A 26,816-nucleotide genomic window follows, 5' to 3' on the forward strand; every position below is an offset into this window, starting at 1 on the left:
AGTGACGCTTTATTTGTAAAACTTGCTGACCACCAACAGGCCGGACTCGATGGTTTCGTCGACCGATAACTCTTCATCTTCCATGAGGGAAACAATGCGCTGGTCATTCGCGATATTCGCATCAGGTTTTTTCAGCAGCGCGGCGCGATTGATCACGATGTAGCTCATCACATCCCCACGACTTTTGGTGAACGGCTGCTCGATAGCGGTAAGCATGGTTTGCTTCACGTAGTCGTAGCGCTCTGCTGACGACAGACCTTTGAAGGTATCCGGATAGTGCTGATAGATATCGGCGGAATAACGGCCGACATCTTCTTCACGCGCTTCATCTCGCAAAGTTTTCTTGCTGGTGACCTGTGTGAGGAGTTCGCTGTAGAGCTTGTCGCCCTCAGCGATCTGTGCAGCGGTCATCTTCGCTTTCAGGTCATCGCCAGACGTGGCGTCTTCGGCCTTGGCCATGATTCTGGTCCAGGCGTAGGCGGCGCTCAGGTTGTCCTGCTGTGTGTATTGCTCGATCAATATCTGCTGGGATTCGGCATAGCCGTGCAGCGAGGATCGCTCCAGCCAGCGAGTGGCGAGTGCAGTATCTTGCTTGGCCCCGACCCTGCCGTATTTGTAGCTTTCATACATACCGTATTCCGCGCACCAGTCATTCTGCAGCGCCGCGTAAGCCATGTAGTTGAAGGCTTCGCTGTTACGTTGATCGACGGTCAGGGTTTCGTCATAACGGGCAATCATCGACAGGTAGCAAAATGCGCGCGTGTGTTTCGGGGCTGCCATGACCATGCAGGTTTTGGCGTCCTTGAACTCTCCTTCCTCGTACAACTGGTAGCCGATGCCATACATAATGTCGCTGTCTATTTGTGCGTTGCAGTGCGCGTTGGCAGTGACGGTCGGCAATACGCTTTGCAGGGTCAGTTTGGGCAGCGTGTCATTTAGAGAAGGGGCTTGAGATGCGCAGCCTGCCAGCAAAGTGAACAGTGCCAGTGGCAGTACGTTGAAGACTTTCAAAAGGTGTTTCCTGATCTGAATTGAAGCGTGTGAGCAGGGCTCGCGTCAGGCAGGTCAACAAAGCAGCGATGGCTCCGGGCGGGAACAATCGAGAGAGGGGAGATAAAAGTTCAGCAAATCCCTTGCTTGGAAGCTTGCCCCGGCGACTCCATGCGCTAGCGGGTTCACTTGAAGCGTCGGACGCTTCAAGTGCGGGGCATTCTACGTGGATCGACCGAATTGGCAATTTCACCGCTTGTAATCAAAGTTGTCCGCGCAACCCGAACCGCTTCATCAACGTCGACTCCAGCAACCCTTTCGGCAGCAAGGTCGCCAGCAATGGCAACGCCCGGCTGCCATTGCCGATGCGGATCAGTCGTGGCGGCTTGCTGTGTTGCACAGCCTTGAGCAACTCGGCGGCAAATTCGCTGGCCGGTGTGGGTTTGTCCTGGGACGCCTTGGCCCGTGCTCGAATGCCTTCGCGCAGGGGAAACCACGGCGATTGTTCGTTGATCAGTTGTTCGGCCTCATGGCCGGCATTCTTGGCGAAGCTCGATTGAATCGCCCCCGGCTGCACTTCCATCACGCGAATCCCGAATGGCGCCAGCTCCATGCGCAACGCATCACTCAGCGCGTGCACCGCCGCTTTCGACGCACAATAGGCGCCGGCAAATGGCGTGACCAGAACCCCGGAAACACTGCCGACATTCACCACCAGGCCTTTCGCCCGGCGCAGCACCGGGAACAGCGCGCGGGTCACGCCGACAATCGAAAAGACGTTGGTTTCGAACTGGCGCTGCATGGCCGGAACACCGCCGTCGAGCAGCGGGCCCATGGCGCCGTAACCGGCGTTGTTGATCAGCACGTCGAGGCCGCCATGTTGCTGGTTGATACGCTCGGCGAGTTGTTCCAGCGCTGCGTTGTCATTGACGTCGAGCTGCACGGCGGTGAATCCGGCGATGGCGAGTGCGGTGACATCTTCAGCCCTGCGCGCACTGGCCCAGACCTCAAAACCGGCCGACTTGAATGCATCGGCGAGGGCGCGGCCGATGCCGCTGGAACAACCGGTAATCAACGCAACGGGCATGGCGCATTCCTTGTGCAAAAGAGTGGAAGAGGGGATCAGTCGGAGAAACTACCCTGCAATCGCTCGGCGCGAAACTCCAGGGTTTGCGGGCGATATCCGGGACGTAGCGGCGGCATCGGCAAGCAGTCTTCCCAATTGCCGCCGGCCTGCAGTTCGCCGGGGCCGCGATAGCGTGGGGCGGCGTATTGATTGTCGGCCAGATTCACGGTGTCGCCCGGCGCGTACGCCGCAATGCGCCAGCGCAGTTCGGTCAGCGGCACGTCGTTGCCGTTGTTCATCTTCAGCTGCAACGGGCGATCCGCCGGGCACTGTTCAGGCGCATACGTGATACGCAACTCAAGCCGCGCCAGTTGCTTGATCTCGCGGTTGTCCAACCACACCACCCACATCGCCACCAGCCCGAGCCCGACAGCGGCGGCCATGGACACCGGCAAGGCCTTGGCCGGGTAGCGCAACAGCAGGATCAGCCAGGTGATGACCAGCAAGACGCCGATGAACATGTCGCGAAACCTCGTGGGCAGGGAAGGTTCATCCTACCTAAGCCTGGATGAGGTTGGCGAAAAAAAAAGCCCCCGCCCAACCCACTGCGGATAGGGGACGCAGCGGGCCGGGCGGGGGCTTTTAATTACAGAGCGATCACTGCGCGATGGTTTTCACCGACACGCCGCGTTCGATCGGGGTGGAGCGACCGTAGATATCTTCGAAGCGCTCGATATCGTCTTCGCCCAGGTACGAACCCGACTGCACTTCGATGATTTCCAGCGGGATCTTGCCCGGGTTGCGCAGGCGATGGACCGAGGCGATCGGGATGTAGGTCGACTGGTTTTCGCAGAGCAGGAACACGTTCTCGTCGCAGGTCACTTCGGCGGTACCGCTGACCACGATCCAGTGTTCGGCGCGGTGGTGGTGCATCTGCAGCGACAGGCATGCGCCCGGTTTGACCGAGATGTGCTTGACCTGGAAGCGCCCACCCATGTCCACCGAGTCGTAGGAGCCCCACGGACGGTAGACCTCGCAGTGGTTCTGGGTTTCGCTGCGGCCCTGCTCGTTGAGGGTGTTGACCATCTGCTTGACGCCCTGAACCTTGTCCTTGTGGGCGATCATCATGGCGTCTTTGGTTTCGACCACCACGATGTTTTCCAGACCGATCACCGACACCAGTTTGCCGTTGCCGTGGATCATGCAGTTCTTGCTGTCCTGGATCACTACATCGCCCTTGCTGACGTTGCCGTTGGCGTCCTTCTCGTTGACTTCCCACAGCGACGACCAGCAACCGACATCGCTCCAGCCGGCAGTCAGCGGCACTACGCAGGCGCGCTGGGTTTTTTCCATCACGGAATAGTCGATGGAGTTGTCCGGGCAGCAGGCGAAGGTGGCTTCGTCGAAGGTGATGGTGTCGGCGTCCTGCTGGCTGCGCTCGAGGGTCAGCAGGCAGGTGTCGTAGATGTCCGGATCGTGCTTTTTCAGCTCTTCGAGGAAGCGGCTGGCACGGAACAGGAACATGCCGCTGTTCCAGTAGTAACCACCGGACTCGACGTACTCGGTGGCGCGTTTGACGTCGGGTTTTTCCACGAAGTGCGAGACACGGCTCACGCCCTCGGGCAGCAGCGAATCGCCGGTGGACTTGATGTAGCCGTAGCCGGTTTCCGGTTTGGTGGCCGGTACGCCGAACAAAACCATTTCGCCGTTTTCGGCGGCGACGGTGGCCAGGGCCAGCGCGCGTTGCAGGGCTTTCTGGTCTTCGAGGACGTGGTCGGCCGGCAGCACCAGCATCAGTTCGTCGCGACCTTCATTGACCAGCATCATCGCGGTCAGCGCCACGGCCGGCGCGGTGTTGCGGCCGAACGGCTCCATCAGGATGCGCTGGCATTCCAGCTTGCGATTGGCCAACTGCTCGTTGACGATAAAACGGTGATCCTTGTTGCAGACCACGATCGGGGTGTCCATGCCTTCGAACACCAGACGCTCGAGGGTTTGCTGGAACAGCGTGTGTTCGCCGGTCAGGGCGAGGAACTGCTTGGGAAACTGCTTGCGCGAAAGCGGCCAAAGACGTGAACCGCTACCACCTGACAAGATCACCGGAATCATATTGTTTACTCCATAAAATCGATTGGGTCAGAGCCACGAACGTTGTGTCGTTTCACTCTTGTTGTTATTCCGTGCCGGGCAGCGACGGCTGCCCGGTTTCATGTGCTTAGCGGGTCGATACCGGGCGTTTCACCCAGACTGGCGACAGGTTGCTGCCGTTGCCGGTGACGTACAGCACTGCGGCTTCACCGCGTTCCAGCGCAACCGGTTTCACGTCGCCGACTTTCTTGTCGCCTTCGTACAGCGCGAGGCTGACTTTCACCGGGTTGATTTCACGCTCGCCACGGCCCTTGGCGGCCACGTTCGGCACCACGTCGGTCTTGCCGTCGGCGGTCTTCAGGGTCAGCGGCTTGTCGCTGAGGTTCTGCACGCGCACCAGGGATTTCTGCTTGTTCTTGAACGGCGGTTCTTCGATCAGTTGCGGCGCGCCGGAAGCGTTGTTGACCAGGGTGTAGTAGTGATCACCGGCGAGTTTCACCGGCAGGGTCTGGCTGCCGACCTTGGCGCTGTAGTCGCCGCCCGGCATGAAGCTGAAGTCGCTGCTGGCCAGCGGCGCGACGTCGGCAAGGTTGGTGCTGCCGACGGTGGCGCTGACTTCAGCGTTGCTGGCGTTGTAGATGCGCACGAAGGTTGAGCCTTTCGGTGCGGTCGGGCCGTACAGTGCAGCGTCGCCACCGGCAAACGCCTGGACCGACAGCACGCTGAGGCCAGCGACCAGTGCGAAGCGTTTAGCGAGACGACGAGGAGTTGTAGTGAAAGTCATGGTGTACCTCTCTTTCAGTTTTGCGCCCGATCGGGCGTCTCGGATTTAGTGTTGATTGCTACGTTTTGTTGGCGCGCGCCGGCTTGTTTAAGCTCTGCGACCCACTGCGGGTCGGCGTCGCCGATTTCGTTGTTCACAGGCAGATATCGTTCGGGAAACTCCCAGATCAGCACCTGTGGCGGGCTGTTCTTGAAGTCATCGCTTTTCAGGTAGCTGAGCATCGGCAGGATCGGGCCGTGGCCGTCCTCGGCGTAGTTGACGACGTCGCTGTGCAGCGCTTGCTTGAGCGCACCGACGAAGTTCCAGTTGGGGTTGGCGCTGTAGCTGGTGCCGATCAGCGCGACCGGCACTTCGCTGTTGGCGAACAGCGCGTCGTCACCGGCAGGCTGCTCGGCGGCGGCCACGGTGTTGCGCTTTTGCAGCGGCTCTTGCGCCGGCATCAGGTTTTCGAACAGCGGATCCAGCGGCAGGAACAGACGCAGGTCGCCCTTGTGCGTGACCTTCTCGGCAGGCGTGGTGACGAAACGCTGCGGCTCGCCGCTGAGCGGGAACTTGTCGGCGATGGTCTTGGCCAGGGTGTTGGCGGCGATTTCCGCGCCTTCCGGGGTCCAGTGGGTGTCGGTGCGCAGGAACACTTGCTGACCGTTCTGCTTGGCCTTTTGCAGCGGGCCGAGCAGGTCCGGGGCGAGGATCCTGTCCGCCGCGACACGGGCGTGGAAGTCCTGATAGAGGTTGGCGTGGATGCTCGCCGGTTTCACTTCACCCAGGTGTTCCGGGTACAGGCGAACCTTGGCCGGCACGATCGCCATCACCAGTTTCACGCCTTTCTCCTTCAGGGTCTGGCGCACGCCTTCGACCAGCGCGTAGTTGCCTTGCAGGTTCAGCTCTTCGTTGACGATCGGGTTGAATTCCTCATCGCTGTACAACCACTGATCGCGACCGAGCACCACGCCCGGACGACCTTCGTTGAACAGTTTGAAATCCAGCGCGGCCCAGAGGTTGGTGCCCAGACGCTTGATCGGGAATTCATCGTCGTAGTGGGTTTCCACGGCTTTGGTCCAGCGGCCGTTGAGCACCGTCGCGTCGGCATTGGTGCTGAAGCCAAAGAAGCTGCGCACCGACCACAGACCGAGCACCAGCAGGGTCACCAGAAACAGCGCGATGTAGAAGATGCGTAATGAGCGGGTCATGTCAGATCCCTCAGAACTGGAAGTAAAGGAACGGCGAGAAGCTTTGCGCCGAGAGTTTGAGAATCGAGGCGATGAACAGCAGCAGGATCAGCCCGCGCATCACGTAGCGCGACCAGTCCGCCGTCCAGTACGCCGGTTGCACCTGGGCGTCGACGCCGACGGTGTAGCCAGGTTCGTGGATGCTGGCCGGGTTTTCTCCCGGAGCAGCCTTGATCAGACCCGGTTGTGCGCCGGCAGGGCCGTCGCTTTCGACGTTCACTACAGGTTTGGTCTTGGCCGGAGGCTGATGGGTGTACAGATCACGCAGGCCGAAGAACGCCAGGGTCACGTAAGCCACCACCAGAGTCGCGACTTGCAGACCGGTGAGGCTGGCCTGGTTGAGTTCCGACAGCGACCAGTCGCCGAAGCTGAACATCGCACCGTACATGCGACCGGCAACGTGCAGGTTCTCGGCGCGGAAGATCACCCAGCCCATGACCACCAGCAGGAAGGTCAGCGCCCAGCGGATCGGATTGAGGCTGCGCGGCGAGGTGTTGAGGCCGAGCATTTTCTCGATCGCCAGCCACATGCCGTGCCACGCACCCCAGACGATGTAGGTGATGTTCGCGCCGTGCCACAGACCACCGAGCAGCATGGTCAGGAACAGGTTGCGATAGGTCATCAGCGTGCCTTTGCGGTTGCCGCCGAGGGTGATGTAGAGGTAGTCACGCAACCAGGTCGACAGGCTGATGTGCCAGCGGCGCCAGAACTCGGTGATCGACTGGCTGATGTAAGGCTGCTTGAAGTTTTCCATGAAACGGAAACCCATCATCAGGCCCAGGCCGATGGCCATGTCGCTGTAGCCGGAGAAGTCGAAATACAGCTGCGCGGTGTAAGCCAGCGCGCCGAGCCAGGCATCGCCCGTGGTCGGGTTTTGCAGGGCGAAGCAATGGTCGGCCACCACGGCGAGGGTGTCGGCGATGAAGACTTTCTTGATGAAACCCTGCATGAACCGTGTGCAGCCCTCGGAGAACTTGTCGAGGGTGTGGGTGCGGTTGTTGAACTGGTCGGCCAGGTCGCGGAAGCGCAGAACCGGACCAGCGATCAGGTGCGGGAAGATCGCTACGAACGCCGCGAAGTCGATCAGGTTGCGGGTGGCCGGGGTGTCGCCGCGGTAGACGTCGATGATGTAGCTGATCGACTCGAAGATGTAGAACGAGATACCGATCGGCAGCAGTACGTGGGTCAGGATGAACGGCTCGAGACCGACCGACGTCATCATTGCGTTGATGCTGTCGACGCCGAAGTTGGCGTACTTGAAGTAGCCGAGGATGCACAGATCCACCGCCACGCCGAGCAGCAGCCAGCGCTGGGCCGGTTGGGTCCGCACACCGGCGGCGCCGACTTTCAGGCCGATCCAGTAGTTCCACAGGGTGACGCCAGCGAACAGCGCCAGGAAGTCCACCCGCCACCACGCGTAGAACACGTAGCTGGCGATCAGCAGCAGCAGATTGCGATAGCGTTGCCCGCTCAGGTAGTACAAGCCGAGAAAGATCGGCAAGAACAGAAACAGGAACACGTTGGATGAAAATACCATCCCGATCTCTCCATGTTTGAACCAACAGTCAAGGGCCAAAGCCCCCCCAAACCCCCCGTGGTGCTGGAGGGGTGAAACGGTGTTTCTTCGAAGGCTGTGGGTGGCCTAGCGACCGCAGCCCTCACCCCCCGCCCTCTCCCGGAGGGAGAGGGAGCCTGATCTCCATGGTTTTCAAAAATGGAGATCGAATTGGTATTTCTATGCAGCCTGATCTCGGTTGTTTTCAAAACCTGAGAACGACTCGGTATGTCATTTCGGTGCAGCTAGCACAGCCACCTCGATCAGTCCCCTCTCCCTCCGGGAGAGGGTTAGGGTGAGGGGCTTTTGCTTTTGGCTTCTCAAGACCCCTTGTTGCCCTTTTCGTGGGACGGGTCATAAACCTTGGTCAGGTCGCCCCCAAGCCGAAACGTCTTGAACGGTTGCATCCCGTGCTTCTTCTCGATCACATCCGGCGAGCAGGTGTAGAGGGTGCAGAACGGCTCAAGCCAGGCGAATTTCATGTCCTCTTTCAGATCGGTCATGTCCTGTTCCTTGCCATTCTTCTTCTCGAAGTCCTCGGGATCTTTCACCCCGGCCAGCACCCGATCACCCAGGCGTTTCAGCGCGCCGTTGTTTTCCTGACGCAAGTCGACACCGTTGACCTGCGCAAAACTGGCGATCATCGCCAGCGGCGGCAGGGCGTAGTTGTGGTAGGCGAGGGCGCGTTGCTGGCGCTTGAGTTCGTTCGGCAGGTAGCCGTCGGCGTCGATCTGATTGGCGCCGACCTTGTATTCCTTGACCGCCCAATCGAACAGGTCGCGGCGGTTGGTGGCGATGGACGTCGCCATCACCGACCAGGCGGCCCAGTACGAGTGGTTGTTGGTTTTTTCCAGTGGCAGGTTGTCCCAGTCGCTGACCACCTGATCGGCCATCTTGCTGAACCAGGCTTCGATCAACTGCGCTTCCTGCTGATGCTGGGCCAGCGGATGGGAGTCGGAGAACTTCAGGCGAATGTACGAAGAGGCCATGCTGCCCAGCGCCCATTTGCGCATCGACTTGCCGGTGTGGTTGAAGTCTTTCGACATCAATGCATCCGCCCGAGCCCAAGTAGCCAGCCAGTTCAGTGTGCAGTCGAGCTGTTCCGGACGACCGTCGCGCATGAACTGCATCACCCGTTTGGCGGTGCCGCGTTCCAGCGTGGTGATGTCTTTGGTGGTGTCGCGAAAGGCTTTTTCCGACTGCACGTTCAGCGTCGCGCGGGCCTTGTCCGAGCCTTCGTATTTGCTGCGAAATTGCAGCGGGCCAGTGTACGGTGCCGGCATCGCATCGCAGCCTTCACTCTTGTCGCCGGTCTTGAATTTATCCACAGGCGCAAAATAGCCCTGAGGCGGACGCAATGGCGCGGCGGCCTGAGTGGCCCCGGCGAACATCGCCAGGCTCAGCAGTGTGGGGGCCAACAGATTCTTGAGTTTCGGATTTCGCATAGCAGACCTCATTGCCCGACCTGAGCGGTTTGTTGCCCAGCGCCCGGGAATACGTTGCGTTTGCAGATTTTCGCTTCGACTTTCTGTGGCGCGGTGCCCGCATCCGGGCCCTGGACTTCGACGGCCAGCAGATTCTGCGATGCCCAGTCTTCGTCCGTGCGCAACTCAAAAGCGAAACGACCGTCGGTGTCGGAGGTTTCCGGTTTCTCGATCTTGATGTCCTCGTGGCGACCGTTCATGTACCAGAGGGTGGCTTGCAGTTTTTTCACCGAGGGGTCGGCGAAGCGGATGTCGACCTGATGGCTGCTGTTCTGCAGGTTCAGGTTCTTGCTGTTGACCAGCAGTTCCTGTTTGCCGCCAGGCTTGAGTGTGGTGCTGGCGGAGATTTGGGTTTCCTTGCCTTCGCAACCGTTATCCAGCAGCGCCATCATCTGGCGGTAGATGGTTTCCTGGTCGAGGCGGTACAGCGGCGAGAATTCCCAGATGAGAATCTTCGGCGGCGTCTTCTGGAATTCGTCGCTGCCCAGGTACTGCAACATCGAGCCTTCCAGACCGCCGCCGGGGAAGGCGACGTTGAGGATGTCGGCGCCGATGGCTTCTTCGAGGAACCCGGCGAAGTTGTAGTTCTTGCCGCTGTGCGAAGTACCCACAAGGGTGATCTGCGGATTGCCGGAATCGCCGAACAGGTCGCCGTCACCGGCCTCGCCTTTCGGCTCGGTGGTGAACTGGTCCATGTACTGGATCGCGTAACTGGTGCCGCACAGTTGCCCGGCCATGTTGTGCAGGGTGCCGGTCTTGCCCATGCGCCCGGAGCGTTTGGTTTCGAATTCACGCTTGGGAATATCGGCGAAGGCCGGGATCTGCTTGACCTTCTCGGCGACGATTTTCGCCGTGCGTTGCGCGCCGTACGGCGTCCAGTGCTGGTCGCCACGGAAGTAGAAATCGTGAGCGGGCAGGGTGTCGGGCAGCGATTCGTTGGTCAACGGTGACAGGTCCGGCACCACGTAACCCATCTGCGCGAAACGGCCGAGCATGGTCTTGTAGTTGCCCAGCGCTTTCTCGTAATCGAACGCGGCTTTTTCCTGCGGGTTGAGCTTGTTGCGGTTCACCAGACCACGGGTGGGCTGGTAGACAATCACCAGTTCGACACCTTTGGCCTTGAACGCATCGTGCAGCTGTTGCAGGCGCTTGTAGCCGGCCGGGGTGGTGTTGAACTCGGTGCGCAAATCTTCCTGGGTCCGGAACAACCAGTCGCCCTGGGCCTGCACCAGGGTGGTGAAGTTCTGCTGGTAACGGGTGGTGTAGTTCTTCGCGTCATGCGCCGCCGGGCACAGGTTGCAGCACGGTTCGGCGCTGAACTTCGGCGGTGTGGCGCCGGCAGTTTCATCGGCGCGCGCACCATTGCTGGCCGCCAGAATGCCCACGGTCAGGGCCGACAGGCTGAGTAACTTGATCAGGTGTGGGTGCATAAAATTGTCCTCAGTCCCGCATTTCGGTCTGGCGTTCGACAGGGTCGATCAGCACGGCTTTCTGCTGGCGCACCAGCAGGTCGAGAATTTCATCCTGACGCTCGCCAAGGATGCCGTTGAAGCTGATGCCGCTGGATTTGGTCGGCGCCAGCATCGACACGCGATACAGCTCGACACTCAAGGGCGAATCGATCGACAGCGGGCCGCTGCCGTTGGCGGCCAGCTCACCGCCGACCACGATCAGCGAAACCTGAGCGTCGAACGGGTCGAGCTTGATGTCACGGTCGGTGTCGGTCAGGTCCTTGATGTGGCCGTAGACGCCGGTCAGGCCGTTGGCCATGGCGACGTTTTCGTAGAGGCGGATGTTCACGCTGTTACGAATGCGGATGCCGTGGCGCTTGTTGCTGATGACCTTGTTGCCCCACAGCAGGTTGTCGGCGGACTCGTAGAGGGTGATGCCGTCGGTGTGGTTCTTGTAGATCTCGTTGTAGGCAATGATGTTGTTTACGCTGTTACGGTCGATCACCAGGCCCGAGAGGTGGTTGTCGAAACTCTTGTTGTTGAAGATGAAGCTGTCGTTCACCTCACGGGAAATGATGATCCCGTGCTTCTTCTTCGTGCCGTACACCGTGTTCTCGGCAATGATCAGACCGTGGGAACGGTCGTGGGGGTCGATGCCGTAGACGATGTTGTCCTTGTAGGTGTTGCCCTTGACCACGAAGTCGCGGGTCTCGTAGCAGTAGAAGCCGTACCACATGTCCGAGAACTCGGAGCCGACGATCCAGCCGGTCGGCTCGGGACGCTTGAGCACCTTGGCCATGTTCGGCGTGTACTGGGAAATACTCACGCCGTAGGACTTACTGTTGGCGTAGCCGAAGCTGGCCATCTTGCTGTTGACGATATAGGTCTCGGTGCCACCCCAGGCCAGCAGGAACGGGCGGAATTCCTTCGGCGAACGGAACGTCGCCGGGCCGTTTTCCTTCTCGCGCCAGCCAGTGATCCTGGTATCACGCACGAACAACTGACCGTCGTTGACCAGGAACGAACCGGCCTCCTGGGACAGGCGCAATTCCTGGGTCTGGCCATCGATTTCGAGGATGCCTTTGCGGCCGACCACGATCGGCAACTTCGCCAGGTACACGCCCGGCGAGGTTTCGCTGAAATACTGCTTGGGCAGTTTCTGCGCCAGCTCTTTCAGGTTCAGGTAGCCGTCGTCGACGAAGATCGCCTGTGGGATGCCGTGCTGACGCACCACCCATTCGGCCATCTTGTTGTCGCCGCCGATGAAGTCCTTCAGGGCGTCTTCCTGCATCATCCGGCGCACGCTGATCTTGCCCGGTTTGCTGCGCACGATTTTCGCGGCAGCGGCTTCGGCGGTGAAACCGGAGAGGTCGGGCAATTTCGGCTTGGCCAGTTCCAGCGCTTCGGTCGGGGCGCTGCTGACGGTGTAGGTCTTGGCCTGTTGCAGCTCTTTCGCCGTGGTCACAGGTTTGCCTTGTTGAGGGGCCGCCGGCTCAACGTTGGCGAAGGCCCCAGCCGAGGCCAGCAGCAGGGCGCCGGCCAACAGGCTGAGCGAGCCTTTCCTTGGGTTGTTCATGTCGGGCACTCCCTTCGCGGTTTGCATCAGAAGCGCCAGATCACGTCGATGAACGCGCGGTGCATGTACGAATCGACCTGGCTGCCATAGGCATCACCCGGCTTGAACACGCCGCCACGAAAGCGCACCAGCGCCGCAGGCTCGTCGATTGACTGGCTCAGCGCCGCTGGCAGCAGGCCTTGCTTGAAGTACTTGGTGACCACCAGATCCATTTCCTGGCCGAGGTCTTTCTTGCCATCGTCCAGTGGCAGGGAGGTGCTGGAAAGGATCGCGCCGGTGACGTCGTCGGTGTTGTTTTCCACGGCGTTGATGCCGTTGCTGCCCACCGGTTTGTTGCCGTCCACACGCCAGAACTTGTGGTAGATCAGACTGGCGTCGTACTGGTCGTTGAGCATCCACGAACCGAACAGCGTGGCGGTCTGCATGTTGTTCATTTCGCCACGGAACGCTTCGCCGAAACGGTGAACGCGGGAGCGAGTACCGGTGTAGTTCGAGCGGTTGCTTTCCAGGCCGTTCTGTTGGTAATCGGCGCTGGCACGGGCATACGCCGCACCGACCTGCCACTGCGGATCGAGGCGCAGACGCACGCCGATGTCGGTGGCCCAGCCGTTGATGTCTTCACTGCGCTTGGCTTGTGCCGGACGGCTGCCATCGGCGTTCAGCGGGTTGACCGTGTCGCGGTCGCCGCTCATGCCGGTGATGCTGCCCCAGTAGTTGACGGTGTTGGTGTTGCGCCAGTTGTACGCGTCGCTGTCGGCGGTCAGGCCGAGCCAGCTGATGTCCCCGTTCTGGGTTTTGTCGAGGGTGTCGCGGGGCACACCCGGTTCGGCGTAATCGAGCTTGCCGTCATCATGGGTGTGGTGACCACGGATGCCGACCCAGTTGCCCGGCGTCCACTGGTAGGAGGCGTCGGCGTAGGCGTGCAGGCGGTCCTTGTCTTTCGGCGCCAGCTCTTTGAGGTCGGTGCGGTATTCGCTGAAGCGTTCGGCAACACCGGCGTTGGCGCGCAGCAGGGTGGTGTCGAAGGTCCAGTTCAGCGCTTCGATGTTGGTGTCGCGCCACTGGCCGTCGTCGTTGCGCAGGCGCTGGCGACCGAACTTGAGGATCTCGCCGGGGTAGGGCGTGAAGCCGCTGTAGCCGACCCAGAACTCGCGCATCGCCAGGTAGTTCTTCTTGGTCTTGCGATCACCGCTGTCGGTGTTTTCGGCACCGTCGGACTGCTGCAGGGTGTCGGTTTCGATGATGTCGCTCGAGGCGACCGCCTGACCCATGGCGTAGGCGCTCCACGCACCACTTTCGCCGTAGACCCACGGGCGCAGGTCGAGGCCGACGCCGTTGACGTCGCCACCCTTGGCAGTGCCAAGGTCGCGGTCGTCTTCGGATTGGCCGGTGATTTTCACTTCGAGGCCGAAGTTCTTGGTTTCAGTGATCGCGGCCAGTGTCGGGCAAGACCAGATCAGCGCGAACGAAAGGCCAAGGCCGGCCTTCACGAATGGATTCAGCTTCATAATTTTTCCTCGCCGTCTTCTTCTTGCAGGGCGTGCAGTTGCAGCGTGTTCTGGTTCAGGGCGCCTCGGCTGGCCTGTTCCTGCTGCAACAGACGCTGGGCTTCGGCCAGGCGCTCGGGCGGCAATTGCGCCGCGAGGGTGGTCGCCAGCTCATCGGCTTGCGGGGTGTTCTGCGCCTTGGCCAACTGGCTGAATACGTAGGCGTTGAGTGGGTCGGGTTTGGTGCCCTTGCCTTGGGAGAACAGCTGGGCGATGGCGAAGTCGGCACTGTTCTGGCCGTTGCGCGCAGCGGTCAGCAGATGGTCGAGGGCCTTCTGCGGATAGACCTTGCCGAGGTAGCCACGGCGGTAGATCTGGCCGAGGTAGTAATCGGCGGCGACTTCGCGGCCGACGGCTTTCTGGAAATGTTCCTCGGCGACTTTGGCGTCGGCCGGCACCAGTTTGCCTTCGTAGTAGAGCTTGCCCAGCAACAGTTCGGCGCGCGGCTGGTCGGCGGCGCGGCCGTTGTCCAGGTACTTCATCATCTGGTCGGTGTCGCCGAGTTCCGGGAAGTCGTAGAGCAATTGCGCAAGAGTGACCCACGACGCCGGGTAGCCCGGAGCGATCGGCTCGAGCAGCGACTGTGCGGTTTTTTCGTCGGTCTTGCCCAGGGTCGAATCGGCGAGCACACGGGCAACGGAATCCACGCGCTGGGCGCTGACGCTGCCACGGCTGTGAGCAGCCTGCAGTTGTTTGATCAGCTCGGCCTGTTGCTCCGGCGCGCCACGTTTCTGATAGACCGTGGCCAGTTCGACGTAGCAGATGTCGGTGGTGTTGAGCGCGGCCTTGCAGATCTTTTCCACTTCATCCAGATGCTGGTCGTAAGTACCCTGGGTGCGATACAGCAGCACCTGCGCCAGGCCGGCTTCCGGGTAGCCGGATTTGCGCCACTGGTCGATCTGCTGCTGGGCGTTGATGTTCGGGAAGCTGTGCGGGTATTGCAGGTACAGCATCGCCAGCGGGATCAGCGTGTTGCCTTCGCCGTTGGCGGCGGCTTTCTTCAGCAGGGTTTCGGCTTCCTGATGCTCGGCCTCGGTGGCGCCGGGCTTGGCCACCAGCAAGCGACCGAGACGCGCCTGGGCGCGCGGCGAAACATCGGCCGCTGCGCGGTAGGTCGCCTCAGCCTGTTTGATCTGCGCGGGGTCACGGCTGTCGACCTGAATGTCGGCCAACCCGACCTGAGCTTCGCTGTAACCCAGGTCGGCCAGTGCACGGTAGTTCTGCGCGGCGGTCGCGGTGTCACCGCGCTTGAGCGCTTCGTTGGCCAGACGCTGGTCGGGCAGGCCGGCGCAACCGGCCAGGGCGATTGCCATGGCCATGGCCAGGCTCAGCGGGGCCGGCGGGATTCTGATAGGGCTCGTCATAGGCATGTCCTCGACTTAAAGACCGGCAGCCATGGCTTTGTCGATCAGCCAGTTCAGGTTCGGACCACGGTCGCTGTTCACTTCCACCGGGCGGCCGGCGAAGCTGCTGTCCAGCGGCTCGTCAGGCTGGATCTGCACACGGATGTCGGAGGACAGGTCGGCGCTTTTCAGGCTGGTGCTGCTGACGATCTTGCCGGTGCGGGTCTTGTCTTCGCCGGCGATCTGGAAGCTCACCGGGGTGCCCGGGCGCACGTCGCCGAACTGGCGATAGGAGAAGCGTGCATCGACGGTGGCCTGGGTGTTACGCGGCACCAGCGAGAAGATCACATCGCCTTTGCTCGCGTACTGACCGTCAGCCACCAGTTGCTGGGCCACGGTGCAATCGCAAGGCGAGGTGAGGGTGCCGGTCATCTGCTTGCCGAACAGTTCTTCAACCTTGGCCGGTTGCAACTGGTCTTCGTCCAGATGTCCCTTGAGCACGTCGAGCATGCTGGTGCTGAATGTCGCCAGCGGTGCGCCTTTGGCGGCGACGCCGTCGGATTTCACCAGGCTCTGTACGGTGCCGTCGCGCGGCATGGTGATGTTCATGCCCGGCACGCTGACCAGACCGGCCTGTGCGTGGCTGACGAAATACATGCTGTACACCGATTTGAAGACGAAACCCGCTGCCACGAGGCCGATCGCGAAAATGCCGGCGCTGAAGGTCACGGCTTTCAGGCGCCCGAACGGGGTCATGCCGTGGCCGCCGTCCTTGACCTTGCGCGCCTTGGTGAAGTTGTCGCGCTGCAGGGTTGCCAGCACTTCGCCGATGCTGACGATGTCGCCGGCCAAGTGCGAAGTGATCAGGTGGCGCAGGGTCGAGATGTCCTGCGGTTCGAGGTTCTGGAACTGGCAGCCGGCGCGACCGGTCTGGCGGTCGTAGGAGCGCACTTGCAGTTCAACGTCCATGGCGATGCCGAGGTTGTCGATGACGAATTGCAGGCGCGCCTTGCGCACCTCGCCAATCGTCAGCGGCAACTGACCGGCATTGAACGCCAGACCACCGGCAGACAGGTCGATGACCCGTGCTTCGACCGGTGTCCGGTCGGGACCGAAGAACCGCAGCTTAGCCGGGATTTTCACCCGGGCGTGCTGACGCTGGGCTTCGGATTCATGCACTACGTTGGCGTTGACGGCGGTATTCATAGGGGCGATTTCCTTGTTAATTCAAGAGGGGCGGGTCAGACCATCATCAGCAGCACGGCGACGAAAATGCTGCCGGCGGAGAAGGTCATGGTCCGAGACGACCAGGTGTTGAACCAACGTTGAAAGCTGGCGAGGTCACGGGTCAGGGAAGTGGGCTGGCGAGTCCAGGATTGTTGGTCGAGGCGGAAGAACACGTAGATCTTCACCAGCGCACCGACGATCTGGTTGTAATAGAGAATCACCGGGTACGCCGGGCCGATGCGGTGGCCGGAGCAGGACAGCAGCAGCGTCAGAATCAGGCGGGTGATGCCGATCCACAGCAGGTACGCGAGGATGAACGCGCCGCCGTATTTGAAGCTGGCGATGAGCGCCACGGTCAGTCCGAGCAGCGAGGTCCACATCGACACGCGCTGGTCGAACAGCACCACCGAGGTGAAGGCGCCGAGGCGTTTCACGCCCAGGCCCAGAGCCCGGGAGTTCTGCCGCAGGTTGTTGCCGTACCAGCGGAACATCAGTTTGCGACTGGCCTTGATGAAGCTCTTTTCCGGCGGATGTTCAACGGTGTTGATCGCGGCATCCGGCACGTAGAAGGTGTCGTAGCCCAGACGCATCAGGCTGAACCAGCTCGACTTGTCGTCGCCAGTCAAGAACTTGAAACGGCCCAGACGCCAGTGTTGCAGTGAGTCGCTTTCAACGTCGGCGATAAATTCCGGGTTGGTGACCACGGTGGCGCGGAACACCGACATCCGGCCGGTCATGGTCAGCACGCGCTTGGACAGGGCCATCGAGCACATGTTGATGTGGCGCTGGGCGAAGCGCAGTTTGTGCCACTCGCTCATGATGTAGCCGCCGCGCACTTCGCAGAATTCGTTGGTGGTCAGGCCGCCGACGTTGCCGAACAGTTGGAACCACGGCACGGTCTTGCGCACGGTGCCTTCGCCGAGCACGGTGTCGCCGTCGATCACGGCGACCACGGCACGGTCGTCCGGCAGGTGACGGGAGATCGCGCGGAAACCATAAGCCAGGCCGTCGCGCTTGCCGGTGCCGGGAATGCGCACGAAGTCGAGCTTCACCCGCTCTGGCGGATTCATTCGCGCCCACAGCGCCTTGACCAGCAGCTCATCGGACATTTCGACGATGGAGCAGACCACGGTGGTCGGCAGTTCGCAGTCGATGGCTTCGCGGATCACCGAGCTGTAGACCTGCGCGGTGGTCAACGCGTCGATACGGAAGCTGGTGACCATCAGAAACACATGCGACGGGTCCGCCGCCTTACCCAGCTTGCGAACCTTGCGGCGCAGGTGCGGGTAGACGATGTAGAGAAAAATCATGCCGCGCACAAAGTGCGTGGCACCCATCGAGTAGCGCCAGATACCCACGGCGCCAATCAGGAAAATGAAGTCCTTCGACTCGGAGTCGAACGTGGACGTGGGCAGCATCAGGGCCAGGCCCATCAGCAGGCTCAGAAACAAAAGCCAGCCGGCGGATTGCAGAAAAAAATGTTTGAGCTTGGACATGACCGTCATCCGAAGGTGATGGGGGCTTCAAGCCGCCTGCCGATTCACGGCGTGCGGCTTGAAGCTCGAGGCTTGCTGCTGCGTTACCAGCAGATGCCTTCGGTGCGGGTGCCGGCATCGGTGGCTTTGGCCATGAAGCCGACCAGGTCGATGACCTGTTTGCCGTGCGGTGCCTGCTGGGCCAGCGCGCGGAACTTCTCGTCGCGGTTGCCGAGGATGATCACGTCGGAGTTGTCGATCACCGAATCGAAGTCCGCATTGAGCAGGGACGACACGTGGGGGATCTTCGACTCGATGTAATCCTTGTTCGCGCCGTGGACACGGGCGTACTGGACGTTGCTGTCGTAGATGCTCAGGTCGTAACCCTTGCCGATCAGCATTTCGGCCAGTTCCACCAGCGGGCTTTCGCGCAGGTCATCGGTGCCGGCCTTGAAGCTCAGGCCGAGCAGGGCGACTTTGCGTTTGTCGTGGCTTTCAACGATGTCGAAGGCGTTCTGCACTTGCGATTCGTTGCTGCGCATCAGCGAGTTGAGCAGCGGCGCTTCGACGTCCAGGGAACCGGCGCGGTAGGTCAGGGCGCGCACGTCTTTCGGCAGGCACGAACCGCCGAAGGCGAAGCCCGGGCGCATGTAGTACTGGGACAGGTTGAGGGTCTTGTCCTGGCAGACCACGTCCATCACTTCACGGCCATCGACGCCCACCGCTTTGGCGATGTTGCCGATCTCGTTGGCGAAGGTCACTTTGGTCGCGTGCCAGACGTTGCAGGTGTACTTGATCATCTCGGCGACGGCGATGTCCTTGCGGATGATCGGCGCGTCGAGTTCTTCGTACAGCGATTGCAGAACGTCACCCGAAGCCTTGTCGAATTCGCCGATGACGGTCATCGGTGGCAGGTCGTAGTCGGCGATCGCGGTGGATTCACGCAGGAACTCAGGGTTCACGGCTACACCGAAATCAACGCCGGCCTTCTTGCCGGAGCAGTCTTCGAGGATCGGGATCACCACGTTGGCCACGGTGCCCGGCAGCACGGTGCTGCGCACGACGATGGTGTGGCGGGTGGATTTTTCACGCAGGACAAAACCGATCTCGCGGCACACGGCTTCGATGTAGTTCAGTTCCAGGTCGCCGTTCTTCTTGCTCGGCGTGCCGACGCAAATCATCGACAAATCGGTGTCACGAATCGCCTCGGCGAAGTTGGTCGTGCCGCGCAGACGACCGGTCTCGATTCCTTTCGCCAGCAACTCGCCCAGGCCCGGTTCGACAATGGGGGATTTGCCCGCGTTGATCATATCGATCTTGTCTTTGGCAACATCGACGCCAACCACGTCATGGCCCCGTGCAGACAGGCAACCGGCACACACTGCGCCGACGTAACCCAAACCAAATATGCTGATGCGCATCGCAATTACCTCTGTATATATCAGGCCGTTAAAGGGCCGGAGTTAATGGTGTTCAGCGGTCTTAGTGCACTCGAAAGTGTGACTTGCAGGCGCCACAATGCCGTGTGCAGGCATACTAAGTTTCGAGTGTCTAAATAAGTGCACTCAAGATGTGCGCAACCAGGCCTTATTGTTGTGACGTGCCCTGTTATGCAGCTGATCCTCTGGCAAGAGGACTCTTGTGCAATCTCGTATTGCGCGCTCGATGTCAGGCGCAGGCCTGTGGATCGGGCGGTTGGGTGCTCAGGCGAGCACGTTTATAAGGGCGCGGCCTTGGCCTTGTAGGGGATATTGATGGTGCGTATCTCCTGTCCTTCGATAGTTGTCCAGAGTTGTTATCCATTCAGGCAAGTTGCTGTGACAACTTGGTTACATGGTTTTGATCTCTGCGTAAGTTATCTCGTACATGTTCGGCGAGAATCGTTACCGGTGGTATGAGCTATGCATTTGGACATAGTTCCGGTCCGCCCATCGCCAAATCTGAAATTTCTTGAAATATTGAGAAAGATGGCACTGCTCTCATATTGATAGCACTTTCGATTTCGCCCTTTATTGATAGGCAGATAATCGCGTTAGATGGTTTTGTGCCACTACCGGTAAAAAATTTACGTGCCACTACTGAAAAAAATGACAACTGTCGAGTGAAAGAAAAGATAGAAATCGAGGCGATGTTTTTATGGCGCCAATAAATCGGCGAAAAGGGGGGAGGTTTTTTTGACGTCGTGCGAGCTGCACGACTCTCACTATTAAGAGTCGTGCAATGAGCATGCTTTATTCCGGGGCGTGGTCGCGCAGAAACACCAGATTGTCCGGTTTCGACTGTTCGGCACTGTAGCGATAACCCTGAGCATCGAACTGTTTGAGAGCGGCCGGATCGTTGATGCGCTCCTGGATCACGAAGCGACTCATCAGGCCGCGGGCTTTCTTGGCGTAGAAGCTGATGATCTTGTACTGGCCGTTCTTCAGGTCCTTGAACTCGGTGTTGATGATCCGCGCGTTCAGGGCTGAGCGTTTGACCGCCGAGAAGTACTCGTTGGAGGCCAGGTTCAGCAGCACGTCATCGCCCTGATCGGCCAGCGCTTCGTTCAGCCATTCGCTGATGCGCGTGCCCCAGAATGCGTACAAGTCCTTGCCCCGGGCATTGGCCAGTTTGGTGCCCATTTCCAGACGATACGGCTGCATCAGGTCGAGCGGGCGCAGCAGGCCGTAGAGACCGGAGAGCATGCGCAGGTGCTGTTGCGCGTAATCGAAATCGGCTTCGCTGAAGGACTGGGCGTCGAGCCCGGTGTAGACGTCGCCCTTGAAGGCCAGCAGCGCCTGTTTGGCGTTCTCGGGGGTGAACGCCGGTGTCCAGCTGCCGAAACGCGCGGCGTTGAGGCCGCCGATCTTGTCGGAGACGTGCATCAGTTCGCTGATCTGCGCAGGTGTCAGCTCGCGCAATTGCTGGATCAGCTCCTGGGAATGGTCGAGGTATTGCGGCTGGGTAAAGCGCTGGGTCGCCGGCGGTGTTTCGTAATCGAGAGTCTTGGCGGGGGAAATCACCATCAGCATGAAGTCGTCTCCTTTAATCGTGGGGGCGATTCTAGGGGGTTGAGGCGGATGACTCCAGCTATCAGGTCCATAGGTGATCGGCGGTTTGCGAGCCGGATCGGCTATAGTGCCGCGCGGGTTTTGTTATGGAGACACCCCTTTGCGCATTGTTCTTTTATTCACGGTGTGGCTGTTGAGCTTCGGGGCCGTTGCGGCGCCGGGCGATATTGCCACGCTCGATCGCAGCACCTGGCCGGAGAAACTCGACAACCCGACCCTGTTCGACGTCGCCTCGCGGGCAGAAATCCTGATGTTCGCCCGGGGCCTGCTGGGCAGCGAGTCGCTGGATGAGGCCGCTCTGGCCCAGCGTCTGGGGCTGCGCACGGTCAATCTGGAGGCGATCAACAGCCTGCGTGAGCGTCTGTGGCAGCGGCTGCTCGCCAATTACAACTTCGCCCAACAGAGCTGCGATCAGGACGCCTCGTTCTGCTTCCTCGTCGAAGACCTGCCGACCCTGCGCGAGCAGGCGACCAAGTTCGTGGTCAGCGACGAAAGCTATTACACCCAGTGGGCCGAGCCGAGCCGGATCTTCCATCTGCAATACCTGGACGAACTGATGCGCAAGGCGGCGCTGTCGCCGCAGACCACCAGCGAAGTCGATCATTTCGGCGACTACGAGCGCAACGGCGACGAGATGCATGACCGATTGTTCCTGCTCAGTTTCGACAGCGCTGCGAACCTGCAGCCGGACAATACCGACTGGATCGCCGACTACCTGCGCAAATCCAGTCTGAGCGGCACCTTCTTTTTGCTCGGCAAGGATGTGCAGGCGCGGCTGGCGGATCGCTCGGTGAATAACCTGCAATCGGAATTCTCGAAACTCTGCGTGGGCGTGCAGGGCTGGGAGTTCCGCTCCCACAGCCACTGGCAGGACTGGCAGGACTCGGTGCGCCGCAGCAGCGATCTGGTGAAGAACAAGCTGCCGGAGAACTACGTGCCGCTGTTCCGTCCACCAGAGGGGCAGCGCCGCAGTGATGCCGGCAGTTTCTTGCGCAATCAGGGCCTGCAAGTGGCGCTGTGGGACATCGACGCCCAGGACGGTGCCGGCAAGCTCAAGGGCAATCCGAGCGCACAGCGGGTGCTGACCCTGATGCTGTTGTGGCGCCACGGGGTGATCAATTTCAACATGAAGCAGGATGCGGTGAAGACGGCGTTGCCGTGGCTGATCACGCAAACCGCGCAAAGCGGCATCGGCTGGGAAGACTGTCAGGACGCTTTTCGCTGACAAGCGTCGAGAGCCCGGAAACATTGGGCTTGGGGTGAATTTTTTGCAAAATTCGATGCAGGCGGACTTCCGACTCTAACGGGGGCGGGGCGGTCCGCCAAGGGCTTTTCGTCACTTTGCAAAATAAACTTCAAAAAAGCGTCAAAGTGCTTTTTTCTGTCACGGGTTTTGGAGTATTACGAAGTCAGACCGCCGAAACCTGCAACACAGGTGGCGTCTTCCAAGACCCATTTTGTGTGCGGTTCACCTGCTATCCCGACAAAAGCTGTGCAGGTGGATTCGGCAGTCACTTCGAGGCGCAGCACCGTCCAGGTATTGCGTCGAATGGCTCCCACAAAGGTGACCGAGTATGGATGATCACGGACGTAGCCCTTCCTCCAACCAGCCAATCCTTTATGTACTCGATACCAACGTACTGATTCACGATCCAAACGCCCTGCTGAATTTCGAAGAACACCACGTCGCGATCCCGATGACCGTGCTTGAAGAGCTGGACAAGCTCAAGAGCGGGCATCACAGCGTGGCCGCCGAATGCCGCCAGGCCATCCGGCTGATCGACAAGACGCTGGGCGATGCCTCGCCCGAAGACGTCGAGCAAGGGGTGCCGATCCAGCGCGGAAAGAGCGGGCCGAAGGGGTTGCTGTCAATTCTGATGAGCAAGCAGGCGGAGTCGAACCTGATTCTGCCCGAGCACCTGAACGACAACAAAATCATCAACCAGTTGATCGATCTGCACACCCGCGACCCGAAAAAACCGGTGGTGCTGGTCACCAAAGACATCAACATGCGCCTCAAGGCGCGCGCCTGCGGGATTGCGGCCGAGGACTACAGCACCGACCAGTTGGTCGACGACGTGTCCCTGCTGCCCAACGGCTACCACAACATGACCGGCTCCTTCTGGGACCGCGTGAGCAAGGTCGAAACCCGTCAGGACCATGGCCGCACCTGGCACCAGGTGCAATTGATCGACAACCTGCCGGCCGTGCACATCAACGAGTTCATCATCGATGAGCAGGGGTTCGTCGGCTGGATCAAGGAGATTGAAGAAGACCGGCTGCTGATTCTCGATCTGCACCAGGAACCGCTGCTGCATCAGGAAGCCTGGGGCCTCAAGCCGCGTGACATCTATCAGAGCCTGGCGCTGTACGCCTTGCTCGACCCTGACATTCATCTGGTCAACCTGTCCGGCGCCGCCGGTTCCGGCAAGACCATCCTGGCGCTGGCCGCTGCGATCGAGCAGACCATGGTCAGCAAGCGTTATCGCCGCATCATCGCCACCCGCAGCGTGCAGGGCCTGGACCAGGAAATCGGCTTCCTGCCCGGCACCGAAGCGGAAAAAATGGAGCCCTGGCTGGGGGCCATCACCGACAACCTCGAAGCCTTGCACATGGATGACGAAAACACCCATGGCAGCGTCGACTACATCCTCAGCAAAGTGCCGCTGCAGTTCAAATCGCTCAACTACATTCGCGGTCGCAGCTTCCAGCAAAGCCTGATCCTGATCGACGAATGCCAGAACCTCACGCCGCACCAGATGAAAACCATCATCACCCGGGCCGGCGCCGGTTCCAAAGTGGTGTGCCTGGGCAACCTGGCACAGATCGACACCCCTTACCTGTCCGCGACCAGTTCCGGGCTGACCTATCTGACCGAACGTTTCAAAGACTTCCCCAACGGTGTGCACATCACCCTGCAAGGGGTGCCGCGTTCGATTCTGGCCGAATACGCCGAATCGCATCTGTAACCCTTACAAAGGAACCGGGCGACTGCAAAGTCGCCCGGTTTTTTATGTGCGGAAATTTGACCCGCAGGTTTACAATCGGTGCTCCTGATCAGGAGTAATCCCGTGCTGACTCATCTCGATTCCCAAGGTCGCGCCAACATGGTCGACGTCACCGAAAAAGCCGTGACGTTCCGCGAGGCGACGGCCCAAGCGCTGGTGCGCATGCTGCCCGACACTCTGCAGATGATCGTCAGCGGCGGCCATCCCAAGGGCGACGTGTTCGCCGTGGCGCGCATTGCCGGCATTCAGGCAGCGAAGAAAACCAGTGATCTGATTCCCTTGTGCCATCCGCTGATGTTGACCGGCGTCAAGGTCGAACTCAGCGCCGAAGGTGACGACGCCGTGCGCATCGTGGCTCGCTGCAAACTGTCCGGGCAGACCGGCGTCGAGATGGAAGCGCTGACCGCCGCCAGCGTCGCCGCCCTGACCATCTACGACATGTGCAAGGCCGTGGATCGCGGCATGACCATCGAAAGCGTGCGTCTGCTGGAGAAAGTCGGCGGCAAGAGCGGGCATTTCCAGGCGGAGCAGCCATGAACCTGACCGTGAAGTTTTTTGCCCGTTACCGTGAGGCGCTGGGCGTGGATTCGGTGAAGGTGGAGGGCGATTTCGCGACGGTCGACGATGTACGTGCGTTGCTCGCCAAGCGTGATGGCGCCGAGGTGCTGAGCGAACAGAACCTGATGTGCGCGCGCAACGAAGACCTTTGTCAGCTCGACGAACCGGTGGTCGATGGCGACGAAGTGGCGTTTTTCCCCACCGTGACCGGAGGCTGAGACATGGCGATTCGTGTGCAGTCCACGGCGTTCGATCCCGGCGCTGAAGTCAACGCGATGCACGCGGCCAATGTCGGCGTCGGGGCGGTGGTGAGTTTTGTCGGCTACGTGCGCGACTTCAACGATGGCCTCGATGTTGCCGGAATGTTTCTGGAGCACTATCCGGGCATGACCGAAAAGGCCCTGGGCAAGATTGCCGTCGAGGCCGAACAGCGCTGGCCACTGTTGAAGCTGGAAGTGCTGCACCGCATCGGCGCGCTGGAGCCGGGCGAGCCGATCGTGTTCGTCGGCGCCGCCAGTGCCCACCGCCAAGCCGCGTTCGACGCCTGCGCCTTCGTCATGGATTACCTGAAAACCCGCGCGCCGTTCTGGAAGAAAGAGAACACCAGCGACGGCCCGCGTTGGGTCGAAGGTCGTGACAGCGATCATGCGGCGGCGGATCGCTGGAAGCAGTAATTCCTCTCCTCAATCAATCTCCCCTCGACTCCCGACCATCGGCTGACGCCGATGGCGTTTGTCCAATTGACGGCATGTACGTAAAAGTCCAGTATGGATTTACAAGTACAAATAAAGCTTTTCCCTGTTTCAGCTCTTTCTTCTGTCTTGCCAAACCAACAACAACCCGCGAGAGAACGAACATGAAGAAATTCCCCCTCATCACCGGTCTGGCGCTGAGCCTGTTGGCGTGCAGTAGCGTGTTTGCCGCCGAGAAAACCCTGCGCATCGGTATCGAAGCGGCGTATCCGCCCTTCGCCTCAAAGACCGACCAGGGTGAAATCGTCGGTTTCGACTACGACATCGGCAACGCTCTGTGCGCGCAGATGCAGGTCAAGTGTGTGTGGGTCGAGGGCGAGTTCGACGGTCTGATTCCTTCCCTGAAAGTGAAGAAAATCGACATGGCGCTGTCGTCCATGACCATCAACGAAGATCGCAAGAAGTCGGTGGACTTCACCCACAAGTACTATTTCACCTCGTCGCGGCTGGTGATGAAGGAAGGCGCGAACGTCGATGACCAGTACGCCAGCCTCAAGGGCAAGACGGTCGGTGTGCAGCGCGCCACCACCACCGATCGCTACGCCACCGAGGTGTTCGAGCCCAAGGGCATCAACGTCAAGCGCTATGGCAACAACGAAGAAATCTACATGGACTTGGCGGCCGGGCGTCTCGACGCGATTTTTGCCGACACCATTCCACTGACCGACTTCCTGTCGATGCCGCGCGGCAAGGGTTACGCGTTTGTCGGGCCGGAACTGAAGGATCCGAAGTACGTGGGCGAGGGCGCCGGGATCGCGGTGCGCAAGGGCAACACCGAACTGGTCAGCCAGTTGAATACCGCCATCGACGGCATTCGTGCCAGTGGTGAGTACCAGAAGATTTCCGAGAAGTACTTCAAGTCGGACATCTACGGCGACTGATCTTGAAAACCGTGCAGCCTTTGCAGGCTGCACGGCTTCAGCCCTTCAATTCCTTCAAGTGTTTGTACACCGTCGCCCGCCCCATGTTCAGCACATTGGCCACATAGTTCGAGGCGCTCTTGCCCTTGAACGCCCCCTCGGCGTGCAGCGCCAGTACCAGTTCACGTTTGTGGTCGCGGGTCAGCAGATTCAGGCTCAGTTGCCGCTCGCGCAGCCAGGCATGCAGGAAGGTGTTGATGCGCTCTTGCCAGTCATCGCGAAACAGTGAGTCCGGTTGCGGGATCAGCTTGCTCGGCGAGAGGAACAGGTCCAGCGCAGCCTTGGCGTTCTCGAACAGCGAAATATTCAGGTTGATGCACAGCACCGCCAGCGGATGCCCTTCGCTGTCCCGCAGCACAGTGCTCAGGCTGCGAATCTTCTGACCGTCCCAGTTGAGCTTTTCGTACGGGCCGATGTTCCGTTCGCTGACGTCGTCGCTGAGCATGTCTTCCAGCGACGATTCATCGCCGATCACCCGTTTCGACAGGTTGTTGGCGATGTAGTCGACCTTCTGCGTGCGCAGGTCATGCAACACCACTTCGGCGTGGGGAAAGAACAGGGTGGCGATGGCGTCGGCGATGGCGTGGAAGTTATCCAGCGCGGCGTCATTCAGCTCGGGAGATTGTTCGGGGGCGGTCATAACTGTGGAGCTCCAGGCAACGTCAACGCCCCCGTGGTCCGGGGGCGTTGCGAGTGTGCCGCAATCCGTTGGG

The 26,816-nt window shown here is 60.3% G+C and carries 23 protein-coding genes; 6 read left to right on the plus strand and 17 right to left on the minus strand.

Going from position 1 to position 26,816, the window contains the following annotated elements; translation table 11 throughout:
• Nucleotides 1-9: 9 nt before the first annotated feature.
• The 16 genes from AC1RR7_RS19930 to yaaA all read right to left on the minus strand — a co-directional run bounded on the left by AC1RR7_RS19930 (nt 10) and on the right by yaaA (nt 20,826).
• The gene (locus AC1RR7_RS19930) at nt 10-1,011 is read right to left on the minus strand and encodes an SEL1-like repeat protein (RefSeq protein WP_493158248.1); all 1,002 of its coding nucleotides are present in this window, start codon (nt 1,009-1,011) and stop codon (nt 10-12) included.
• Between the two features lie 241 nt (nt 1,012-1,252).
• Nucleotides 1,253-2,077, minus strand: coding sequence for an SDR family oxidoreductase (locus AC1RR7_RS19935; protein WP_102619492.1), 825 nt, complete (start codon nt 2,075-2,077; stop codon nt 1,253-1,255).
• A gap of 35 nt (nt 2,078-2,112) precedes the next feature.
• Nucleotides 2,113-2,577 carry a multidrug transporter gene (locus AC1RR7_RS19940; protein ID WP_096819139.1) on the minus strand — a complete coding sequence of 155 codons (465 nt, stop codon included), beginning with the start codon at nt 2,575-2,577 and terminating at the stop codon, nt 2,113-2,115.
• A gap of 136 nt (nt 2,578-2,713) precedes the next feature.
• Nucleotides 2,714-4,165, minus strand: a complete 1,452-nt coding sequence (locus tag AC1RR7_RS19945; protein ID WP_096819141.1) for a mannose-1-phosphate guanylyltransferase/mannose-6-phosphate isomerase — start codon at nt 4,163-4,165, stop codon at nt 2,714-2,716.
• 106 nt (nt 4,166-4,271) lie between these two features.
• A complete protein-coding gene (locus AC1RR7_RS19950; RefSeq protein WP_102619493.1) occupies nt 4,272-4,928 on the minus strand; it encodes an alginate O-acetyltransferase AlgF in 657 nt (218 codons plus the stop codon).
• A gap of 14 nt (nt 4,929-4,942) precedes the next feature.
• The gene (locus tag AC1RR7_RS19955; protein ID WP_493158250.1) at nt 4,943-6,118 is read right to left on the minus strand and encodes an alginate O-acetyltransferase; all 1,176 of its coding nucleotides are present in this window, start codon (nt 6,116-6,118) and stop codon (nt 4,943-4,945) included.
• A 10-nt stretch (nt 6,119-6,128) separates the two neighbouring features.
• Entirely contained in the window at nt 6,129-7,694 is a 1,566-nt protein-coding gene (locus tag AC1RR7_RS19960) for an MBOAT family O-acyltransferase (RefSeq protein WP_192559835.1), read from the minus strand.
• Between the two features lie 338 nt (nt 7,695-8,032).
• A complete protein-coding gene (locus tag AC1RR7_RS19965; RefSeq protein WP_493158252.1) occupies nt 8,033-9,157 on the minus strand; it encodes a mannuronate-specific alginate lyase in 1,125 nt (374 codons plus the stop codon).
• An 8-nt stretch (nt 9,158-9,165) separates the two neighbouring features.
• Nucleotides 9,166-10,626 (minus strand): alginate O-acetyltransferase, encoded by a 1,461-nt coding sequence (locus AC1RR7_RS19970; protein ID WP_493158254.1) that lies wholly within the window; start codon nt 10,624-10,626, stop codon nt 9,166-9,168.
• Nucleotides 10,627-10,636: 10 nt separating this feature from the next.
• Nucleotides 10,637-12,223, minus strand: a complete 1,587-nt coding sequence (algG, locus tag AC1RR7_RS19975) for a mannuronan 5-epimerase AlgG (RefSeq protein WP_493158255.1) — start codon at nt 12,221-12,223, stop codon at nt 10,637-10,639.
• Between the two features lie 26 nt (nt 12,224-12,249).
• Nucleotides 12,250-13,731: an alginate export family protein gene (locus AC1RR7_RS19980; protein WP_493158257.1), complete on the minus strand. Its 1,482-nt coding sequence runs from the start codon at nt 13,729-13,731 to the stop codon at nt 12,250-12,252.
• Nucleotides 13,728-15,140 carry an alginate biosynthesis TPR repeat lipoprotein AlgK gene (gene algK / locus AC1RR7_RS19985; protein WP_273536116.1) on the minus strand — a complete coding sequence of 471 codons (1,413 nt, stop codon included), beginning with the start codon at nt 15,138-15,140 and terminating at the stop codon, nt 13,728-13,730. Before algK ends, AC1RR7_RS19980 begins: the two co-directional genes overlap by 4 nt.
• Before the next feature lie 9 nt (nt 15,141-15,149).
• Nucleotides 15,150-16,319 carry an alginate biosynthesis protein Alg44 gene (locus AC1RR7_RS19990; RefSeq protein WP_102619501.1) on the minus strand — a complete coding sequence of 390 codons (1,170 nt, stop codon included), beginning with the start codon at nt 16,317-16,319 and terminating at the stop codon, nt 15,150-15,152.
• Between the two features lie 35 nt (nt 16,320-16,354).
• Complete coding sequence (gene alg8, locus AC1RR7_RS19995) at nt 16,355-17,836, minus strand: mannuronan synthase (protein ID WP_493158259.1); 1,482 nt, start codon at nt 17,834-17,836, stop codon at nt 16,355-16,357.
• Between the two features lie 83 nt (nt 17,837-17,919).
• Nucleotides 17,920-19,236, minus strand: a complete 1,317-nt coding sequence (locus AC1RR7_RS20000; protein WP_493158261.1) for a nucleotide sugar dehydrogenase — start codon at nt 19,234-19,236, stop codon at nt 17,920-17,922.
• 810 nt (nt 19,237-20,046) lie between these two features.
• Complete coding sequence (yaaA, locus tag AC1RR7_RS20005; protein WP_192559842.1) at nt 20,047-20,826, minus strand: peroxide stress protein YaaA; 780 nt, start codon at nt 20,824-20,826, stop codon at nt 20,047-20,049.
• A gap of 139 nt (nt 20,827-20,965) precedes the next feature.
• On the opposite strand from yaaA, the gene AC1RR7_RS20010 reads away from it, so the two are divergent.
• The 6 genes from AC1RR7_RS20010 (at nt 20,966) to AC1RR7_RS20035 (ending at nt 26,064) form a co-directional block, all read left to right on the plus strand.
• Complete coding sequence (locus tag AC1RR7_RS20010; RefSeq protein ID WP_102619504.1) at nt 20,966-22,090, plus strand: polysaccharide deacetylase family protein; 1,125 nt, start codon at nt 20,966-20,968, stop codon at nt 22,088-22,090.
• Nucleotides 22,091-22,439: 349 nt separating this feature from the next.
• Entirely contained in the window at nt 22,440-23,834 is a 1,395-nt protein-coding gene (locus AC1RR7_RS20015; protein ID WP_096819166.1) for a PhoH family protein, read from the plus strand.
• A gap of 102 nt (nt 23,835-23,936) precedes the next feature.
• Nucleotides 23,937-24,410 (plus strand): cyclic pyranopterin monophosphate synthase MoaC, encoded by a 474-nt coding sequence (gene moaC / locus AC1RR7_RS20020; protein ID WP_007957321.1) that lies wholly within the window; start codon nt 23,937-23,939, stop codon nt 24,408-24,410.
• Nucleotides 24,407-24,649 (plus strand): molybdopterin converting factor subunit 1, encoded by a 243-nt coding sequence (moaD, locus tag AC1RR7_RS20025; protein ID WP_096819168.1) that lies wholly within the window; start codon nt 24,407-24,409, stop codon nt 24,647-24,649. Before moaC ends, moaD begins: the two co-directional genes overlap by 4 nt.
• A gap of 3 nt (nt 24,650-24,652) precedes the next feature.
• Complete coding sequence (moaE, locus tag AC1RR7_RS20030) at nt 24,653-25,105, plus strand: molybdopterin synthase catalytic subunit MoaE (protein WP_085711692.1); 453 nt, start codon at nt 24,653-24,655, stop codon at nt 25,103-25,105.
• A gap of 182 nt (nt 25,106-25,287) precedes the next feature.
• Nucleotides 25,288-26,064, plus strand: coding sequence for an ABC transporter substrate-binding protein (locus AC1RR7_RS20035; protein WP_493158263.1), 777 nt, complete (start codon nt 25,288-25,290; stop codon nt 26,062-26,064).
• Between the two features lie 37 nt (nt 26,065-26,101).
• Here the strand turns inward: AC1RR7_RS20035 and AC1RR7_RS20040 are convergent, their stop codons facing one another.
• Nucleotides 26,102-26,743, minus strand: coding sequence for a helix-turn-helix transcriptional regulator (locus AC1RR7_RS20040; RefSeq protein ID WP_249485390.1), 642 nt, complete (start codon nt 26,741-26,743; stop codon nt 26,102-26,104).
• Nucleotides 26,744-26,816 lie beyond the last annotated feature (73 nt).

The sequence above is a fragment of the Pseudomonas sp. GW821-FHT11G12 genome (genome assembly GCF_058808055.1).

Bases quoted from the DNA above. Each gene is read 5' to 3' on its own strand.
- AC1RR7_RS19935 (WP_102619492.1), bottom strand. From the start codon at position 2,077: ATGCCCGTTGCGTTGATTACCGGTTGTTCCAGCGGCATCGGCCGCGCC.
- AC1RR7_RS19940 (WP_096819139.1), bottom strand. From the start codon at position 2,577: ATGTTCATCGGCGTCTTGCTGGTCATCACCTGGCTGATCCTGCTGTTG.
- AC1RR7_RS19945 (WP_096819141.1), bottom strand. From the start codon at position 4,165: ATGATTCCGGTGATCTTGTCAGGTGGTAGCGGTTCACGTCTTTGGCCG.
- AC1RR7_RS19950 (WP_102619493.1), bottom strand. From the start codon at position 4,928: ATGACTTTCACTACAACTCCTCGTCGTCTCGCTAAACGCTTCGCACTG.
- AC1RR7_RS19955 (WP_493158250.1), bottom strand. From the start codon at position 6,118: ATGACCCGCTCATTACGCATCTTCTACATCGCGCTGTTTCTGGTGACC.
- AC1RR7_RS19960 (WP_192559835.1), bottom strand. From the start codon at position 7,694: ATGGTATTTTCATCCAACGTGTTCCTGTTTCTGTTCTTGCCGATCTTT.
- AC1RR7_RS19965 (WP_493158252.1), bottom strand. From the start codon at position 9,157: ATGCGAAATCCGAAACTCAAGAATCTGTTGGCCCCCACACTGCTGAGC.
- AC1RR7_RS19970 (WP_493158254.1), bottom strand. From the start codon at position 10,626: ATGCACCCACACCTGATCAAGTTACTCAGCCTGTCGGCCCTGACCGTG.
- algG (WP_493158255.1), bottom strand. From the start codon at position 12,223: ATGAACAACCCAAGGAAAGGCTCGCTCAGCCTGTTGGCCGGCGCCCTG.
- AC1RR7_RS19980 (WP_493158257.1), bottom strand. From the start codon at position 13,731: ATGAAGCTGAATCCATTCGTGAAGGCCGGCCTTGGCCTTTCGTTCGCG.
- algK (WP_273536116.1), bottom strand. From the start codon at position 15,140: ATGCCTATGACGAGCCCTATCAGAATCCCGCCGGCCCCGCTGAGCCTG.
- AC1RR7_RS19990 (WP_102619501.1), bottom strand. From the start codon at position 16,319: ATGAATACCGCCGTCAACGCCAACGTAGTGCATGAATCCGAAGCCCAG.
- alg8 (WP_493158259.1), bottom strand. From the start codon at position 17,836: ATGTCCAAGCTCAAACATTTTTTTCTGCAATCCGCCGGCTGGCTTTTG.
- AC1RR7_RS20000 (WP_493158261.1), bottom strand. From the start codon at position 19,236: ATGCGCATCAGCATATTTGGTTTGGGTTACGTCGGCGCAGTGTGTGCC.
- yaaA (WP_192559842.1), bottom strand. From the start codon at position 20,826: ATGCTGATGGTGATTTCCCCCGCCAAGACTCTCGATTACGAAACACCG.
- AC1RR7_RS20015 (WP_096819166.1), top strand. From the start codon at position 22,440: ATGGATGATCACGGACGTAGCCCTTCCTCCAACCAGCCAATCCTTTAT.
- moaD (WP_096819168.1), top strand. From the start codon at position 24,407: ATGAACCTGACCGTGAAGTTTTTTGCCCGTTACCGTGAGGCGCTGGGC.
- moaE (WP_085711692.1), top strand. From the start codon at position 24,653: ATGGCGATTCGTGTGCAGTCCACGGCGTTCGATCCCGGCGCTGAAGTC.
- AC1RR7_RS20035 (WP_493158263.1), top strand. From the start codon at position 25,288: ATGAAGAAATTCCCCCTCATCACCGGTCTGGCGCTGAGCCTGTTGGCG.
- AC1RR7_RS20040 (WP_249485390.1), bottom strand. From the start codon at position 26,743: ATGACCGCCCCCGAACAATCTCCCGAGCTGAATGACGCCGCGCTGGAT.